The organism is Streptomyces sp. NPDC033131 (assembly GCF_055578365.1).
In genome coordinates, this window is the sequence record NZ_JBVIPA010000031.1 from 83,604 (window position 1) to 98,871 (window position 15,268).

The 15,268-nt window shown below is 72.1% G+C and carries 15 protein-coding genes; 12 read left to right on the top strand and 3 right to left on the bottom strand.

What is annotated here, in order from left to right:
- Window positions 1-40: 40 nt before the first annotated feature.
- Window positions 41-316, top strand: a complete 276-nt coding sequence (locus ACZ5XS_RS32045) for a hypothetical protein (RefSeq protein ID WP_468657216.1) — start codon at window positions 41-43, stop codon at window positions 314-316.
- A complete protein-coding gene (locus ACZ5XS_RS32050) occupies window positions 313-591 on the top strand; it encodes a hypothetical protein (RefSeq protein WP_468657218.1) in 279 nt (92 codons plus the stop codon). The genes ACZ5XS_RS32045 and ACZ5XS_RS32050 overlap by 4 nt, the downstream gene beginning before the upstream one ends.
- 22 nt (window positions 592-613) lie before the next feature.
- Here the strand turns inward: ACZ5XS_RS32050 and ACZ5XS_RS32055 are convergent, their stop codons facing one another.
- Window positions 614-1,009 carry a nitroreductase family deazaflavin-dependent oxidoreductase gene (locus ACZ5XS_RS32055; RefSeq protein ID WP_468657220.1) on the bottom strand — a complete coding sequence of 132 codons (396 nt, stop codon included), beginning with the start codon at window positions 1,007-1,009 and terminating at the stop codon, window positions 614-616.
- A 99-nt stretch (window positions 1,010-1,108) separates the two neighbouring features.
- Here ACZ5XS_RS32055 and ACZ5XS_RS32060 point away from each other — a divergent pair, with 99 nt between their 5' ends.
- The 9 genes from ACZ5XS_RS32060 to ACZ5XS_RS32100 all read left to right on the top strand — a co-directional run bounded on the left by ACZ5XS_RS32060 (window position 1,109) and on the right by ACZ5XS_RS32100 (window position 10,622).
- The gene (locus tag ACZ5XS_RS32060; protein WP_468657222.1) at window positions 1,109-1,939 is read left to right on the top strand and encodes an endonuclease/exonuclease/phosphatase family protein; all 831 of its coding nucleotides are present in this window, start codon (window positions 1,109-1,111) and stop codon (window positions 1,937-1,939) included.
- A 316-nt stretch (window positions 1,940-2,255) separates the two neighbouring features.
- Complete coding sequence (locus tag ACZ5XS_RS32065; RefSeq protein WP_468657224.1) at window positions 2,256-3,845, top strand: peptidoglycan-binding protein; 1,590 nt, start codon at window positions 2,256-2,258, stop codon at window positions 3,843-3,845.
- Between the two features lie 132 nt (window positions 3,846-3,977).
- Complete coding sequence (locus ACZ5XS_RS32070; protein WP_468657226.1) at window positions 3,978-4,370, top strand: hypothetical protein; 393 nt, start codon at window positions 3,978-3,980, stop codon at window positions 4,368-4,370.
- Between the two features lie 19 nt (window positions 4,371-4,389).
- The gene (locus ACZ5XS_RS32075) at window positions 4,390-4,941 is read left to right on the top strand and encodes a protease inhibitor I42 family protein (RefSeq protein ID WP_468657228.1); all 552 of its coding nucleotides are present in this window, start codon (window positions 4,390-4,392) and stop codon (window positions 4,939-4,941) included.
- A 13-nt stretch (window positions 4,942-4,954) separates the two neighbouring features.
- Window positions 4,955-5,365: a hypothetical protein gene (locus ACZ5XS_RS32080; protein ID WP_468657229.1), complete on the top strand. Its 411-nt coding sequence runs from the start codon at window positions 4,955-4,957 to the stop codon at window positions 5,363-5,365.
- 85 nt (window positions 5,366-5,450) lie between these two features.
- Entirely contained in the window at window positions 5,451-6,296 is an 846-nt protein-coding gene (locus ACZ5XS_RS32085) for an LLM class F420-dependent oxidoreductase (RefSeq protein WP_468657231.1), read from the top strand.
- 141 nt (window positions 6,297-6,437) lie between these two features.
- Entirely contained in the window at window positions 6,438-9,023 is a 2,586-nt protein-coding gene (locus ACZ5XS_RS32090; protein ID WP_468657233.1) for a bifunctional FO biosynthesis protein CofGH, read from the top strand.
- Window positions 9,024-9,096: 73 nt separating this feature from the next.
- Entirely contained in the window at window positions 9,097-9,966 is an 870-nt protein-coding gene (locus tag ACZ5XS_RS32095) for a DUF4231 domain-containing protein (RefSeq protein ID WP_468657235.1), read from the top strand.
- A gap of 86 nt (window positions 9,967-10,052) precedes the next feature.
- Window positions 10,053-10,622 carry a hypothetical protein gene (locus ACZ5XS_RS32100; RefSeq protein WP_468657237.1) on the top strand — a complete coding sequence of 190 codons (570 nt, stop codon included), beginning with the start codon at window positions 10,053-10,055 and terminating at the stop codon, window positions 10,620-10,622.
- On the opposite strand, the gene ACZ5XS_RS32105 is transcribed toward ACZ5XS_RS32100, so the two are convergent.
- Complete coding sequence (locus ACZ5XS_RS32105) at window positions 10,615-11,127, bottom strand: DUF2165 domain-containing protein (RefSeq protein WP_468657239.1); 513 nt, start codon at window positions 11,125-11,127, stop codon at window positions 10,615-10,617. The genes ACZ5XS_RS32100 and ACZ5XS_RS32105 overlap by 8 nt on opposite strands.
- Window positions 11,128-11,443: 316 nt before the next feature.
- Here ACZ5XS_RS32105 and ACZ5XS_RS32110 point away from each other — a divergent pair, with 316 nt between their 5' ends.
- Window positions 11,444-12,559 (top strand): ADP-ribosylglycohydrolase family protein, encoded by a 1,116-nt coding sequence (locus ACZ5XS_RS32110; protein WP_468657241.1) that lies wholly within the window; start codon window positions 11,444-11,446, stop codon window positions 12,557-12,559.
- A 975-nt stretch (window positions 12,560-13,534) separates the two neighbouring features.
- On the opposite strand, the gene ACZ5XS_RS32115 is transcribed toward ACZ5XS_RS32110, so the two are convergent.
- A complete protein-coding gene (locus tag ACZ5XS_RS32115) occupies window positions 13,535-15,109 on the bottom strand; it encodes a sodium:solute symporter family protein (RefSeq protein ID WP_468657242.1) in 1,575 nt (524 codons plus the stop codon).
- Window positions 15,110-15,268: the final 159 nt, after the last annotated feature.

Genomic DNA, 15,268 nt, shown 5'->3' on the forward strand with positions numbered 1-15,268 from the left:
ACTGAGAAGTGGAGCCATGCCCTTGCACCAGGAGCAGACCATGAGCGCACAGCCCGAGCACGGCTGGGGAGCGATGCCGCTGCCCGAGATCCGGACCGTGGACGACCTACGCGGTGCGCTCAGCCGCTACGGCTTCCCGGGTGACCGGGAGCGCTTCGAGGAGGAGCTGGCCGCCGCCATAGGAGCTTCCCCGACCAACGACTTCGAGGGCGCCGCCGCAGTGGTCCGCGCCTACCGGCACCGGGTTCAGATCAGGAACTCGCCCGAGATCATGGCCGCCCTCGAGGAGGCGCGCACCGGAGGCGGCCCCACGTGAACGAACCGTTGGAGGAGGCCGAGCCTGCGAGGAAGGCGTTCGGCGACCTGACGGAGGGGGAGCGGGAAGTCGTCCGGGAAGCACTCGTGACCATCGGCCGCGACCCGGCGGTCGGCCGCGAGATCCCGGGCTGGCGGCCCCCGTCCGTGGAGTACACGTACACGACACCTCTCGCACGCGATTCAGCCGAGGCGATCACGGTCGTGTACACGCACACGCCGGGCATGGGAGTGACGGTCGTCCACTACTTCCGTGACCCACAGGTGGTGGACTGAGTCCCGCCGGGGCCCTGACCTCTCACCCGTCCAGATCCACCCGCACCGTCAGCAGATCCGTCCCGAACGCCCGGACGCCGACGCTGTTGACCCGCGGCAGCCGGCGCAGTCGGGCCACCGGGTCGTCGTCGGGGAGCAGGTGGGCCGTGCCCGGGTGCCAGCGTCCACGGATCCGTACCCGAACCCGCGGATCCGCCCTGATGTTGCGGACGTACTGGGACCGTTCGCCGAACTCCGACACCAGCCAGAAGGAGTCGCCGACGCGGCGGCCGCCCACCGGGGTCTGGCGGGGCAGGCCGGAGACGCGGCCCGTGGTCTCCAGGACCGTCTGGAGGGGGAGGCGGCGCAGGACCGGATTGCCGACGCGGCGCTGGAAGGCCGTGGCGGCGCGGAACCTGAGGTCGGCGAGGCGGGGCATCGTCCGTGGGGCTCCTTGTGACGGAAGGGGCGGCGGGATGGTTCGAACGGCTGCTTCAATGGTCGCCCACGCGGCGCGAATCGAGGACGGTGGCTGCGGATGCGGGTCGTGACCTGGAACCTGTGGTGGCGCTTCGGCCCCTGGGAAGCACGGCAGAAGGCGATCATCGAGGTGCTGCGGGACCTGCGCCCCGACGTCGTCGGTCTGCAGGAGGTGTGGGCGGCGGGCGGGGAGAACCAGGCCGAGTGGCTCGCCGAGGAACTGGGCCTGCACTGGGCGTGGGCGCCCTCCCCGTCCCCCGAACGCTGGCGGCAACGCCTCGGGGACCCCACGGTCGACATAGGCAACGCGGTGCTGAGCCGCTGGCCGGTCGTCGAGCAGGCGGTGCTGGCGCTGCCGGCACCGGCCGGCCTCGCCGACGGCCGCACGGCCCTGTACGCCCGCCTGGCCACCCCCGCCTACGACGTCCCCTTCTTCACCACCCACCTCACCTCGGCCCCCGCCGCCTCGGCGGTGCGCTGCGGCCAGGTCACCGCCCTCGCGAGGTTCGTCGCCCGCCACCGCGGCGACACCCCGTTCCCGCCCGTCGTCACCGGGGACTTCAACGCCTGGCCGGACTCGGACGCGGTCCGCCTGTTCGGCGGGTACAAGACCGAGCCGGTCGTACCCGGCCAAGTCCTGTACGACGCCTGGGAGTACGCCGACCCGGCCGCGCCCTCCGCCACCTGGACCCCGGAGAACCCCTATGCGGCGCGGGTGTTGGAGCCCCCCGTCCGTATCGACTACATCCACGTGGGCCCACCCGGCCCGTCCGGCGAGGGCCACGTCCGGCACGTACGGCGGGCGGGCGACGGGCCGGTGGAAGGGGTGTGGGCCTCGGATCACGCGGCGGTGGTGGCCGACCTGGCGGCGGACGAACTCGGCACCTGACCCTCCCCTGTGCGGAGTTGGCGTACCCGCCTGGTCCTGCCCCCGTGTGGCGTTGCCGTACCTGTTCCCGACCCGCCCTGCGCGGGATGCCGTACCCGCCCGGTCCTGCCCCCGCGCGGGGCGTCGTACCTGCCCACGACCCGCCCCGCGCGGGGATGCCGTGGGAGCCGTGTGCACGGCGTGTGAGCTTCGGGTCGGTGCGCCCGGCGCCGTGTTAGCGTCCCGCGGGCATGATCATGTTCAGTGCCCCCGCACGGGCAGCCGCGTCGAAGGCGCCGGTACCGCGGGGACGGAAAACGGGGGAACGGGGCCGGCGATGACAGGAGTCCTGCGGCGGATCGACGAGTCCGCGTCCGAGCGGGCCGAGCGGCTGGCCGGGCTGAGCGACCGGATGCTGAAGGCCGGGAGCAAGAACGACCTGCTCGATCTGATCGACCTGGCGTTCGCCGAGCCCCCGCCGGAGGGTGACCCGGGAACCCTGGAATCGCTGGGCATGCGGTACCGCGACCAGCTCGACGAGGCCATGGGCCTGCACGAGCGGGTCGACAGGGTGGCCCGCAAGGGGCTGCCGGAGGTCTGGGTCGGCGACACGAGCGTCCTCGCCTCGGACGCGGTGAGTGCCGTGTCGCGGGCGGTGTCGGAGATGGCGGAGGCGTTCGAGGGCGGTTCCCGGGCGCTCATCGTCCTGGCCGACGCGATCATGGAGGCCCAGCGCCAGGACGGCGAGGGCCGGGGGAAGTTGCGGCAGGCGCTGTCGGAGATGGGCAGCGACCGCGAGGGCTTCTTCGACGAGTTGCGCGAGAACGACGAGGAGGAGTGGGACCGGGCGAACGCCGCCCACTTCGCCTCCTACGGCGTCGGCCTGATGCGCAAGGCCGTCCTCGCCGCCGGCGAGGCCTGCCGCGTGGCGGCCCGGGACCTGAACAAGTGGGCCACGGAGGCCCGCGCCGGGAAGATGGACACCGACGAGCTGTCCGCGGTCGACCGCCTCATGCTCGCCGACTCCAGCAACGTGAAGGGCGCGGCCGAGTACAACGAGATCCTTTCCGCGGCCGAACTGGAGCGCTCCGGGCGGGCCATGGAGAACCTCCCGCCGGCCGACCGGGCCCGGATGGAACTGCTCATGGCGAACGCCTCCTCCCCGCAGGAGAAGGCGTATCTCATGAAGGGCCTCGCCGCGGGCCGAAGCGTCGACGAGATCGACGAGTTCGCCTTCAAGATCCAGGGCAAGGACCCGGCGTGGCTGCAGCGGCACCTGTCGCCGATCACCACCCAGGGCGACAGCCTGAAGGACGAGGGGACGAACCCCGACGGGTCCAGCGTCAACATCGACGACCAGACGTTCAACGGCCAGAAATGGGTCCAGGGCGGCGACGGCTCGGAGGGCACCTGCGTGGCCTCGTCCACCGTCACCGCACGGGCCATGGTCGACCCCCTCTACGCCCTCGAACTCACCGGCGGGCCCAGCGGGCAGGAGGACGACCCCGGCGCCTTCCGGCAGCGTCTGGTGGAGGAGCAGCACCGGCTGCACACGGAAGGCGACGGCGGTGAGAAGTGGACCGGCATGGGCCCCGAGGGGCAGGAACGCATCGCCGACAACGCCATCGGCGGCGCCACCGGCGACGACTACCAGCGCCGCGACATGAACACCGCCGACGAACGCAGGCAGGCCCTGACCGACGTCGAGAAGGCGGTCGCGGAAGGGAAGCCGGTCCCGGTCGACGTCCGGAGCGACGACGGCGCCCACGCGATGACCATCATCGGCCAGGAAGGCGACATGCTCCAGATCTACAACCCCTGGGGCACCACCACCTGGGTCAGCGAGGACGACTTCATCAACGGCAACATGGGCAAGGCGTCCAACGGTGAACTCGACGACGCGTACAGCGTTTACGTCCCGCAGTAGGGCGTTGGCCAGCGGCCGTCTTGATGATGGTGTGGGAGCCGCGTGCGGGGCGTGTGACGCGAGGACGTCCGGGCCGTTGCCGCGTGTTAGCCTCCCCGCCGACGTGATCAACGGGGGATACGGGGGATGACGATGCCTTCTGCACAGGACTCCACGTCCGCGCGGGACTTCTCGGTCAGCAAGAGCGGGCTCACCGGCCAGGCGAAAGAGCTGGACGAGGCGGGCGACGACGCGGGGAAGATCCGTACCGCGGTCGACTCCAGGGCCTGCTACGCGACGGATCTCCTGGGCGGCGCCGTCTCCGCGGAGGCGATCAACTCGTACATCGCGGCCTGGGCGGCGGAGGCCCGCACGGTCGAGGACGCGCTGCACGAGCTCGCCGACAAGCTGCACCTGGCCAAGGGGGCGTACTCCGGCAGCGACGGCCTCGTCGAGACCCGGGTCAACAGCGTGGCCGTGGCCGAGAGCGAGATGTCCACGATGCCGACCTTCGGCGAGCGGCCCTCGGTGCTGTCCCAATACTGAGGGGCTAGGAAGCGAAAGAGTGAACTCAACGATGCGTACGGCGTCCACTTCCCGGAGCAGGACGGGGGCTGGGGGCACCGGGGTCACCGCGGTCGCCCTCCTCGCCCTCCTCGCGCTCGCGACGGGCTGCGGAACGGGAACCGACGAGTCCGCCGAGCCCACCGCGCCCGTGAGCCACCCCGCCCAGGACCGCAGCATCTCCGCCGAGGTCGGGGAGCGCTTCACGCTCACCGTCGAGGAGAACGCCTCCACCCGTGAGCACTGGTACCTGGGCGACCCCGGGCCCGACACCTCGGTGGTCCGCGACCGGGGCAGCAAGAGCGCGTCGGACTCCGGTGACGAGCCGGTGCCCGGCGCGGGCAGCGACCTCACCTTCACCTTCGAGGCGACCGGCAAGGGCAGCACCGAGATCGTGCTGATGCACTGCACGTTCAAGACCAGCTGCGAGGGCGACGGCAGCGGCGCGGCCTCCCCGGAGCCGACGCAGACGCAGACGAAGACGCCGACCGCGTCCCCGTCCGCCACCCCGTCCGGGCCCGAGCGGGTCACCTACACCGTCACCGTCAGCTGAGCCGAGGCCCGCGATGAACACGACCTCAGACCACCCGTCCTACACCGACGACGAACTGGCCGGGTTCGACGTGGGCGTGCTCCTGCGCTACGGCCTCACCGCCGCCCCCGGCCCCCGCCGCACCGCCCTGTTCGGCGACGGCGCGGCGGCCGCCGCCGTGATCCTCGACCGCCTCGGCACCCAGCCCCGCTCGGTGGCCTTCCTCGCCGAGGTGGTCCGGGCCGGCGGCCTGGCCTACGCCACGGAACTGCCCGAGCCGCTGCCGCGCCCCGAGGCGGCGGTGGTCGTACGCGACTGGCTGGAGGCCGCCACCCAGCTCGCGGGCGGCGCCCCCGTCGACGAGACGGCGGCCCGCTGGCTGGGAGCGGTCGCGACGATCATCGAGCTGAAGCACCTGACGAGGGCACGCGCGGCCCGGAACTGACCCCTGCACCCCCGGACAGGGCCCTGTGGCTGTGTGCCGACCGGTCGGTATGGACAGGCGCGCCCCCACCCGGTACAGATGAGCCATGCGCATCTCCGTGACGATCTTCCTCACCGACGAGACGATCACCCCGACCCGGCTCGCCCGTGAGCTGGAGCAGCGCGGGTTCGCCGGGCTGTACCTGCCCGAGCACACGCACATCCCGGTCGAGCGGACCACCCCGTACCCGGCGGGCGGGGAGCTGCCGCCCGAGTACGGCCGCACCCTCGACCCCTTCGTCGCGCTCGGCCAGGCCGCGGCGGTCACCGACCGGCTCGGCCTGGGCACCGGCATCACGCTCGTCGCCCAGCACGACCCGATCGACCTCGCCAAGCAGATCGCGACCGTCGACCACCTCTCCGGCGGCCGCTTCACCCTCGGCCTCGGCTTCGGCTGGAACGTCGAGGAGGCCGCCGACCACGGCGTCGAGTGGCGCACCCGGCGCGAGCTCGTCCGGGAGCGCATGGCGCTGATGCGGGCCCTGTGGAGCGACGAGCCGACGGCGCACGAGGGGGAGTTCGGGAGCGTCCGGGCGAGCTTCGCCCACCCCAAGCCCGTACAGAAGCCGCGCGGTCCGGTGGTCGGTCCGCGCACGCTGGTCGGCGGGGCGGCGGGGCCGAAACTGTTCGCCCACATCTGCGAGTACGCCGACGGGTGGCTGCCGATCGGCGGGCGCGGCCTGTCGCAGTCGCTGCCCGTGCTGCGCGCGGCCTGGGCCGACGCGGGCCGCGACCCGGCGGCCCTCCAGGTCGTCCCGTACGCCGTCCACCCCTCGCCGGGCAAGCTCGCGCACTACGCCGAGCTGGGCATCGAGGAGGCCGTGGTGCAGCTGCCGCCGGCGGGAGAGGCGGAGGTGCTGCGGGTACTGGACGAATACGCCGAGTACTTGTAGCCGAGGTGGCGGCAACCGGCCCAGGGGCGCGGGGAACTGCGCGACAAGCCACAACGAACCCGCACCGGGCACGGCACGACAGCCCCCACGAACACCACCCGACCCTGCTGAACCGGCGGAGCCCCTCCGTATGCTCGAAGGATGACGACTTCCGCGACCTCCGGAACCGGCCCCACCGAGAACTCCATGCGTCGCGCCCTCAAACGCGCCCGGGACGGCGTCGCCCTCGACGCCGCCGAGGCCGCGGTGCTGCTCCAGGCCCGGGGCGAGGCCCTGGAAGACCTCACCGCGTCCGCCGCGCGGGTGCGGGACGCGGGCCTGGAGGCGGCGGGCCGCCCCGGCGTCATCACCTACTCGAAAAGCGTCTTCATCCCCCTCACCCGGCTGTGCCGGGACAAGTGCCACTACTGCACCTTCGTCACCGTGCCCGGCAAGCTGCGCCGCGCCGGGCACGGGATGTTCATGTCCCCGGACGAGGTCCTGGACGTGGCCCGCCGCGGTGCCGCCCTCGGCTGCAAGGAAGCCCTCATCACCCTCGGCGACAAGCCCGAGGAGCGCTGGCCGGAGGCGCGCGAATGGCTGGACGCGCACGGCTACGACGACACGATCGCCTACGTCCGCGCCATCTCCATCCGCATCCTGGAGGAGACGGGCCTGCTGCCCCACCTCAACCCCGGAGTGCTGTCCTGGACGGACTTCCAGCGCCTCAAGCCGGTCGCCCCGTCCATGGGCATGATGCTGGAGACGACGGCCACCCGGCTCTGGTCCGAGCCCGGCGGCCCGCACCACGGCTCGCCGGACAAGGAACCGGCGGTGCGACTGCGGGTCCTGGAGGACGCCGGACGCTCGTCGGTCCCCTTCACGTCCGGGATCCTCATAGGGATCGGTGAGACGTACGAGGAGCGCGCCGAGTCCCTGTTCGCGCTGCGGAAGGTGTCCCGGGCCTACCACTCCGTCCAGGAACTGATCATCCAGAACTTCCGCGCCAAGCCGGACACCGCGATGCGCGGCATGCCGGACGCGGAACTGGACGAGCTGGTGGCGACGGTGGCGGTGGCCCGGCACATCATGGGCCCCTCGGCCTGTCTCCAGGCCCCGCCGAACCTCGTGGACTCCGAGTACGAGCGCCTGATCGGCGCGGGTATCGACGACTGGGGCGGGGTGTCCCCGCTGACGATCGACCACGTCAACCCGGAGCGCCCCTGGCCGCAGATCGAGGAGTTGTCCGCGCGGTCGGCCGCCGTCGGATTCGCGCTGCGGGAACGTCTCTGCGTGTACCCCGAGTTCGTCCAGCGCGGCGAGCCCTGGCTGGACCCGCGGCTGCGACCGCACGTACGGGCGCTCGCGGACCCGGAGACCGGCCTGGCGCGCGAGGACGCCGTCGTCGAGGGCCACCCGTGGCAGGAGCCCGAGGAGGTCTTCGAGTCGACGGGCCGTACGGACCTGCACCGCACCATCGACACCGAGGGCCGTACGTCCGACCGCCGCGACGACTTCGACGAGGTCTACGGCGACTGGGGCGCCCTGCGCGAGGCCGCCGCCCCCGGCATGCTGCCGCAGCGCATCGACACGGACGTACGACAGGCCCTGGCGACGGCGGCCGACGACCCGACCCGCCTCACCGACGAGGAGGCCCTCGCCCTGCTGCACGCGGACGGGCCCGCGCTGGACGCCCTCACCCGCATCGCGGACGACGTCCGCAAGTCGATGGTCGGCGACGACGTCACCTACATCGTCACGCGGAACATCAACTTCACCAACGTCTGCTACACCGGCTGCCGCTTCTGCGCCTTCGCCCAGCGCCGCACGGACGCCGACGCCTACACGCTCTCCCTGGACCAGGTCGCCGACCGCGCCCAGCAGGCCTGGGAGGTCGGCGCGGTGGAGGTCTGCATGCAGGGCGGCATCCACCCCGACCTGCCCGGGACGGCGTACTTCGACATCGCGCGCGCGGTGAAGGCCCGCGTCCCCGGGATGCACGTGCACGCCTTCTCCCCGATGGAGGTCGTGAACGGCGCGACGCGCACCGGGATGTCCATCCGCGAGTGGCTGACGGCCGCCAAGGAGGCCGGCCTCGACTCCATCCCCGGCACGGCCGCCGAGATCCTCGACGACGAGGTCCGCTGGATCCTCACCAAGGGCAAGCTGCCGACGGCGACCTGGATCGAGGTCGTCAGCACGGCCCACGAGCTGGGCATCCGCTCGTCGTCGACGATGATGTACGGGCACGTGGACCAGCCGAGGCACTGGCTGGGGCACTTGAGGACCCTGTCGCGCATCCAGCAACAGACGGGCGGCTTCACGGAGTTCGTCACCCTCCCCTTCATCCACACCAACGCGCCGGTGTACCTGGCGGGCATCGCCCGCCCCGGCCCGACCATGCGCGACAACCGGGCGGTGACGGCGATGGCCCGTCTCCTGCTCCACCCGCACATCCCCAACATCCAGACCAGCTGGGTGAAGCTGGGCACCGAGGGCGCGGCCGAAATGCTGCGCTCCGGCGCCAACGACCTCGGCGGCACCCTCATGGAGGAGACCATCTCCCGCATGGCGGGCTCCTCCTACGGCTCGTACAAGTCCGTCAAGGATCTGATCGAGGTGGCGGAGACGGCCGGCCGCCCGGCCCGGCCGCGGACGACCCTGTACGGCGAGGTGTCCGAGGAACGCCGGCGGGCGGCGACGGTGTCGGACGGACATCTTCCGGAGTTGTTGCCGGTGTTGGACTGACCCGGACCCCGGCCGGGCAGTAGAAAGGGCCCGTTGGGCGCCTGATCCGGTGGCGAGGGGACGAAGCGTGAGCGTGACGACCACAGACGGACTGCGGGACGACGACATGCCGGTGGTGTTCCGTTCCTCGGACACCGCCTCGCTGACCGGCCAGCGGCGCTACCTCGGAGGGACGAAGTGGCGGCTGGTGCTGGCGGTGGCCGCCGCGTTGTTCGGTGTCCTGAACCACCGGGCGGCCTTCCTCGCCCTGGTCGCGGTCTTCGTCGCGACGCTGCTGGTGGAGGTCTGGCTGCTGGCGGAGCGGCCGGAGCAGGCCTGGTACGACGGGCGGGCACTGGCCGAGTCCACGAAGACGCTCGCCTGGCGGTACGCGGTGGGCGGAACCCCGTTCCCGGCCGGGCTGCCGCAGGGCGAGGCCCAGCTCCGCTTCCTGGAGCGCTTACGGGAGTTGGTCAGGGAGGCTCCCGCCACCAGCCTCGCCCCGATGGGGTCGGCCGCGGTCACGGACGCGATGAACGACCTGCGCGGCCGTGACTTCGCCGCACGCAAGGCGGCGTACCTGGAGCATCGCGTCGAGGACCAGCTCGCCTGGTACACGAACAAGGCGCGGGCCAACGTCGTACGGGCGCGGCGCTGGCGGCTGCTGCTCATCGCCGTCGAAGGTCTGGGCCTGACGGCGGCGGTGCTCCGGGTCACCGGTGTGCTGGAATTCGACCTCGCCGGGGTCCTCGCGGCCGTGCTGGGCGCCGGCTCGGCGTGGTTCGCGGTGCGGCAGTACGAGACGCTGGGCCGCGCCTACACCTTCGCCGCCACCGAGCTGAGCGTCGTTCACGACCGGCTGACCCAGGCCGAGAGCGCCTCCTGGGCCCAGGAGGTCGCGGACGCGGAGGAGGCGATCAGCAGGGAGCACACCATGTGGCGGGCGTCGCGGGGAGCGGGCTGACGCGGGAAGGTGGGATCCGCGGCCGGTGGGCTCACAGTACGATGATCGGACCCCCGATATGCGGGGTCCCGTAGCTGAGGAGATGCGTGCCCGTGCCTGCCCGACGGCTTCCCTCGTGGGTCTGGGTGACCGGTCTGACGGTGGGCGCGGTCGTGGCGGTCACCGTCCTGACCGTCGAGGCGGACAAGGGGCCGCAGCCGACCGCCACGGCCGCCAGTCCGAGCGCCTCCGCGACCGGCACGCAGCCCACGCCCACCAAGTCCGCCGCGCCGACCGCGGTGCCGGACGGCTCCGGCACCGGGCGGCGCATCGTGTACTCCCTCGGGCAGAAGCGGGTCTGGCTGGTCGACGCGAGCGACGCGGCCCGCCGTACGTTCGCGGTGTGGCCGGGCACGGTCGATCCCGCCCCCGGCACCTACACGGTCGGGACCCGCACGGACGCGACGACCGGCTCGGACGGCGTGCAGATCGAGCACATCGTCTACTTCGCCACCGCGTCCGGCGCCAACATCGCCTTCTCCAGCGCGGTGGACGGCTCCTCGCCGCCCCCGCCGGCCGAGGGCGTCCGGACAGGCGGCATCCGCATGAAGACGGCCGACGGGGACGCGCTGTGGGCCTTCGGCGAGACGGGGACGACGGTCGTGGTGGTCAGCTAGCGGAGCGTGTGCCCCCGTCGCCGAGCGGCAGGTTCACCACCAGCAGCACGATCCCGCTGAACACGAACGCCCGGGTCGCCGCGTCCAGCCCGTTCCAGTCCCCGGACTGCCACATCGCGAACCACTCGCCGCCTATCGCGATGAACCCGGCACCGAACAGCAGCATGACCATCAGCAGGCCGTACGTCGAGATGCGCCGGGCACCCGCGTGGTCCCTGCGCACCCACAGCCACGTCCCGAAGAGGAGGACGAGCGCGGCGGCCGTCTCCCACACGATGATCGCGACATAGGCCGCGTCCTGCAGTCCCTTGCGGGTGATGGCTCTCCACATCAGGTCGTCGTCCTTGAACGTCGTATCCATGGCGAGCACATGCTGCACGAACTGCTGGTTCGTCCCGAAGTCGGTGATGTTCCCGAAGGCGACGAGGAGCATGTACAGGGCGACGGTGGCGGTGAGAAGGGCGGCGGTGAGGGAGAGAGCACTGCGTGAGGTTGTAGTGGCCATGGCGAGTATCTTCCCTTCACGGGGTGCTCACCCCGTACGCATTGAGCCAGAATCACGGCGGTCGGCATGCGTGACCGGAACGCCGAACGGACCGCGACGCCGAACGGACCGCGCGCCGCGCCCACTTGAGCAGCCGCGGGGAGAGAAGGCGCGGTGTCCCCGCAGCCGGGCGGAATGACTCGGCTGCGCTGAAATCTGGCCACACCGGACCCCTGCGGTTACTCCCGGCATACCGATTCGCCCCTGAACCGCCCGTCTCCGTTCGATTACAGTGCTGAGCTGTCGTACGTCTGGACGGTTGCCGTGGGAGGTCTTGGTGGGTGCGACAGCCGGGGCCGTCTGGGGGCGCGCCGAGCAACAGGACTTCCGGGGGCGGGTGCGCGGAACCCTGCTAGGGGCGGCTGTCGGGGACGCGCTGGGCGCGCCCGTGGACGGGCTCGGGCTGGCGGAGATCCGGGAGACGTACGGGGCGGAGGGGCTGCTCGACCTCGGGTTCGGGTACGGGCGGCGCGGCGCGGTCAGTCATCTCACGCAGCTCACCCTGTTCACCGTGGACGGGCTGATACGCGCTCAGGTGCGGCGCGACACCGGCGCCTGGCATCCGCCCACCGACGTGCACCGGGCGTATCTGCGCTGGGCCGCCACCCAGCGCGACTGGGGGCCCGACGAGCGGCGCAAGGAGGACGGCTGGCTCGCCCGGGAGGAGTGGCTGTACGCCCGGCGGGACCCGACCCGGTCCCTCCTCCTGGGGCTTGGCGACGACACCATGGGGACCCTGGACGCGCCCAAGAACCCCGGTGAGGCCGGCCCGGAGGCCGCCGCCCGGTCCGCGCCCTTCGGGCTGCTGGTGGGGTGGGAGCCGCAACTGGTCGTCCAGCTGGCCGTGGAGTGTGCCGCGCAGACCCACGGGCATCCCACCGCGTGTCTCGCGGCCGGCGCGTACGCCGTGATCGTGCACGCCCTCGCCCGCAGCGAGAGCCTCGACGGCGCCGTGCAGCGGGCGCTCGCGCTGCTCGCCGTCAGACCCGGCCACGAGCCCGTGTCGGACGGGTTGCAGCACGCGCTGGGCGCCGTACGGCAGGGGATGCCGGACGCCGCCCGGGTCGAGGAACTCATCGGGAACGGTACGGCGGAGGGGCTGCTGTCCGCCGCCGTGTACTGCGCGCTCGTGGGGGAGGACGTACGGCACGGGCTGTGCCTGTCGGTCAACCACGACGGGCCCTCCGCGGCCGCGGGCGCGCTCACCGGCGGCCTGCTCGGCGCCCTGCACGGCGAGACGGCCCTCCCGCCGGCCTGGCTGGCCGAGCTGGAGGGCCGTCCCACACTGCTGGAACTCGCGGACGACTTCGCGATGGAGATGACCCAGGGGCCCGCCCTGCACGGCCCGGCGGGCGCGTCTCCGGGATGGCTGGCCAGATACCCGAGGGCCTAACCGCCCACCAGCCGAGCCGCCCACCAGCCGAGCCGCCCACCAGCCGAGCCGCCCGCCCGCCGAGCCGCCCGCCCGCCGAGCCGCTAGGCCGCCGAGCCGCCGAGCCGCCGAGCCGCGGAGCTGCCGACCTGTCGAGCCGCCCGGCTGCCGAGCCGCCGAGCCGCTGACCTGTCGAGCCGTCTGGCCGCCTGGCCGTCGAGCCGCCGACCTGTCGAGCGCCGAGCCGCCTGACCTGACCGCCCGGCCGTCTGGCCGCCCGGCCGTCTGGCTGTCGAGCCGTCTGGCCGCCCGGCCGTCTGGCTGTCGAGCCGCCTTGCCGCCTGGCCGTCGAGCCGCCGACCTGTCGAGCGCCGAGCCGTCTGACCTGACCGCCCGGCCGTCTGGCCGCCCGGCCGTCTGGCTGTCGAGCCGACGAGCCGACGAGCCGACGAGCCGCCGACCTGTCGAGCCGTCTAGCCGCCTGACCGCCTTGCCGCCGAGCCTCCTGGCCGCCCGGCCGTCTGGCCGCCCGGCCGTCTGGCTGTCGAGCCGACGAGCCGACGAGCCGACGAGCCGACGAGCCGCCGACCTGTCGAGCCGTCTAGCCGCCTGACCGCCTTGCCGCCGAGCCTCCTGGCCGCCCGGCCGTCTGGCCGCCCGGCCGTCTGGCTGTCGAGCCGCCTTGCCGCCTTGCCGCCTGGCCGTCGAGCCGCCGACCTGTCGAGCGCCGAGCCGCCTGACCTGACCGCCCGGCCGTCTGGCTGTCGAGCCGTCTAGCCGCCGAGCCGCCGACCTGTCGAGCCGTCTAGCCGCCTGACCGCCTTGCCGCCGAGCCGCCTGGCCTCCGAGCCGTCTGGCTGTCGAGCCGACGAGCCGCCGACCTGTCGAGCGCCGAGCCGCCTGACCTGGCCGCCTGGCCGCCCGGCCGTCGAGTCGCCCGGCCGCGCCGGGCCGTCGGCCGCGCCGAGCGACCCGGTCACCCGGCCCGGCCCTCCGTCAGTCCTTCACCGGGGTTCGCACCGCGTCCTCCACGCCGTCCGCCGGCGTCGGGATCGCGGCCGCGGCGGCCCCGTCCCCGTCCGTGTTGATCGTCTCGATGATCGCGAGGCGTTCCGGGGTGTCCTCCGGCTTGAGGAAGCCGACGAGGATGTACAGGACCAGGGAGACGGCCAGCGGGATCGACACCTGGTACTGGAGCGGGACACCGCCGTCGACGTTCCAGTTGATCGGGTAGTTGACCAGCCAGAAGGCGAACAGACCCATGGACCAGCTGGTGAGCGCGGCCGTCGGGCCCGAGCGGCGGAACGGTCGGAGCAGGCCGAGCATCATCGGGATGGCCATCGGGCCCATCAGACCGGCGACCCACTTGATGACGACCGTGATGATGTCCTTGAAGGCGGGGGAGTTGACCTGGGTGGCCGCCGCCATCGACAGGCCGAGGAAGACGACCGTCGCGAGCCGCGCAGCGATCAGCCCCGAGCGCTGGCTCCAGCTCCGGGCCCGCGTCGAGATCACCGGCGCCACGTCCCGGGTGAAGACGGCGGCGATCGCGTTGGCGTCGGAGGAGCACATGGCCATGGTGTGGGAGAAGAAGCCGACGATGACCAGGCCCAACAGGCCGTGCGGCAGGAGCTGTTCGGTCATCAGACCGTAGGAGTCGGAGCCGTCCGGCTTCTGGGACTCCACCAGCAGCGGCGACATCCACATGGGGTAGAAGAGGACCAGGGGCCAGACCAGCCAGAGAACCGCCGACAGCCTCGCCGAGCGCTCGGCCTCCTTCGGGGTGGCGGTGGCCATGTAGCGCTGGGCCTGGTTGAGCATGCCGCCGTTGTACTCGAAGAGCTTGATGAAGAGGAAGGCCAGCAGGAACACCGCGCCGTAGTCGGCGACCAGCGGCTTCTCGTGACCCTGCAGCGCCGGCTGGTCCCAGGCGTCGATGAAGCCGATGTTCCTGTCACCGAGTTCCATGACCACGGCGACGAACATCGCGACACCGGCGAGGAGTTGGATGACGAACTGGCCCAGTTCGGTCAGCGCGTCCGCCCACAGGCCGCCGATCGTGCAGTAGACGGCCGTGATGGTGCCGGTGATGAGGATGCCCTGGTTCAGCGAGATACCGGTGAAGACCGACAGCAGGGTCGCGATCGCGGCCCACTTCGCGCCGACGTCCACGATCTTCAGCAGCATGCCGGACCAGGCCAGGGCCTGCTGGGTCTTCAGGTCGTACCGGTTCTTCAAGTACTCCAGCGGGGAGGCCACATGGAGCCGTGAACGCAGTCGGTTGATGCGCGGGGCGAACAGCTTCGAGCCGATGGCGATGCCGAGCGCGATCGGGAACGACCAGGTCACGAACGACGTCACGCCGTAGGTGTAGGCGATGCCCGCGTACCCGGTGAACATCACCGCGCTGTAGCCCGACATGTGGTGGGAGATGCCGGACAGCCACCACGGCATCTTGCCGCCGGCCGTGAAGAAGTCGCTGACGTTGTCGACCCGCTTGTGCGACCAGATGCCGATCGCAACCATCACGCCGAAGTAGCCGATGAGCACGGCCCAGTCGAGACTGTTCATGTGCCCCCTTCCAGGGTCCGCCTTGTGAACTCCGCCCAACTGGTTGGCACTTCGCCCGGGCGGGGTAGGGGCGAGACAGGCCGCGAAGTGCCCGCTCATCGTGGGTGGGTCGACGCGGGCACGACAAGCGAGCGTAAGGTCAAGGGGGAGTAAAAAAGT

Coding starts and splice junctions, on each gene's coding strand:
- ACZ5XS_RS32045 (WP_468657216.1), top strand. CDS start 41: ATGAGCGCACAGCCCGAGCACGGCTGGGGAGCGATGCCGCTGCCCGAG.
- ACZ5XS_RS32055 (WP_468657220.1), bottom strand. CDS start 1,009: ATGCCCCGCCTCGCCGACCTCAGGTTCCGCGCCGCCACGGCCTTCCAG.
- ACZ5XS_RS32060 (WP_468657222.1), top strand. CDS start 1,109: ATGCGGGTCGTGACCTGGAACCTGTGGTGGCGCTTCGGCCCCTGGGAA.
- ACZ5XS_RS32065 (WP_468657224.1), top strand. CDS start 2,256: ATGACAGGAGTCCTGCGGCGGATCGACGAGTCCGCGTCCGAGCGGGCC.
- ACZ5XS_RS32070 (WP_468657226.1), top strand. CDS start 3,978: ATGCCTTCTGCACAGGACTCCACGTCCGCGCGGGACTTCTCGGTCAGC.
- ACZ5XS_RS32080 (WP_468657229.1), top strand. CDS start 4,955: ATGAACACGACCTCAGACCACCCGTCCTACACCGACGACGAACTGGCC.
- ACZ5XS_RS32085 (WP_468657231.1), top strand. CDS start 5,451: ATGCGCATCTCCGTGACGATCTTCCTCACCGACGAGACGATCACCCCG.
- ACZ5XS_RS32090 (WP_468657233.1), top strand. CDS start 6,438: ATGACGACTTCCGCGACCTCCGGAACCGGCCCCACCGAGAACTCCATG.
- ACZ5XS_RS32105 (WP_468657239.1), bottom strand. CDS start 11,127: ATGGCCACTACAACCTCACGCAGTGCTCTCTCCCTCACCGCCGCCCTT.
- ACZ5XS_RS32115 (WP_468657242.1), bottom strand. CDS start 15,109: ATGAACAGTCTCGACTGGGCCGTGCTCATCGGCTACTTCGGCGTGATG.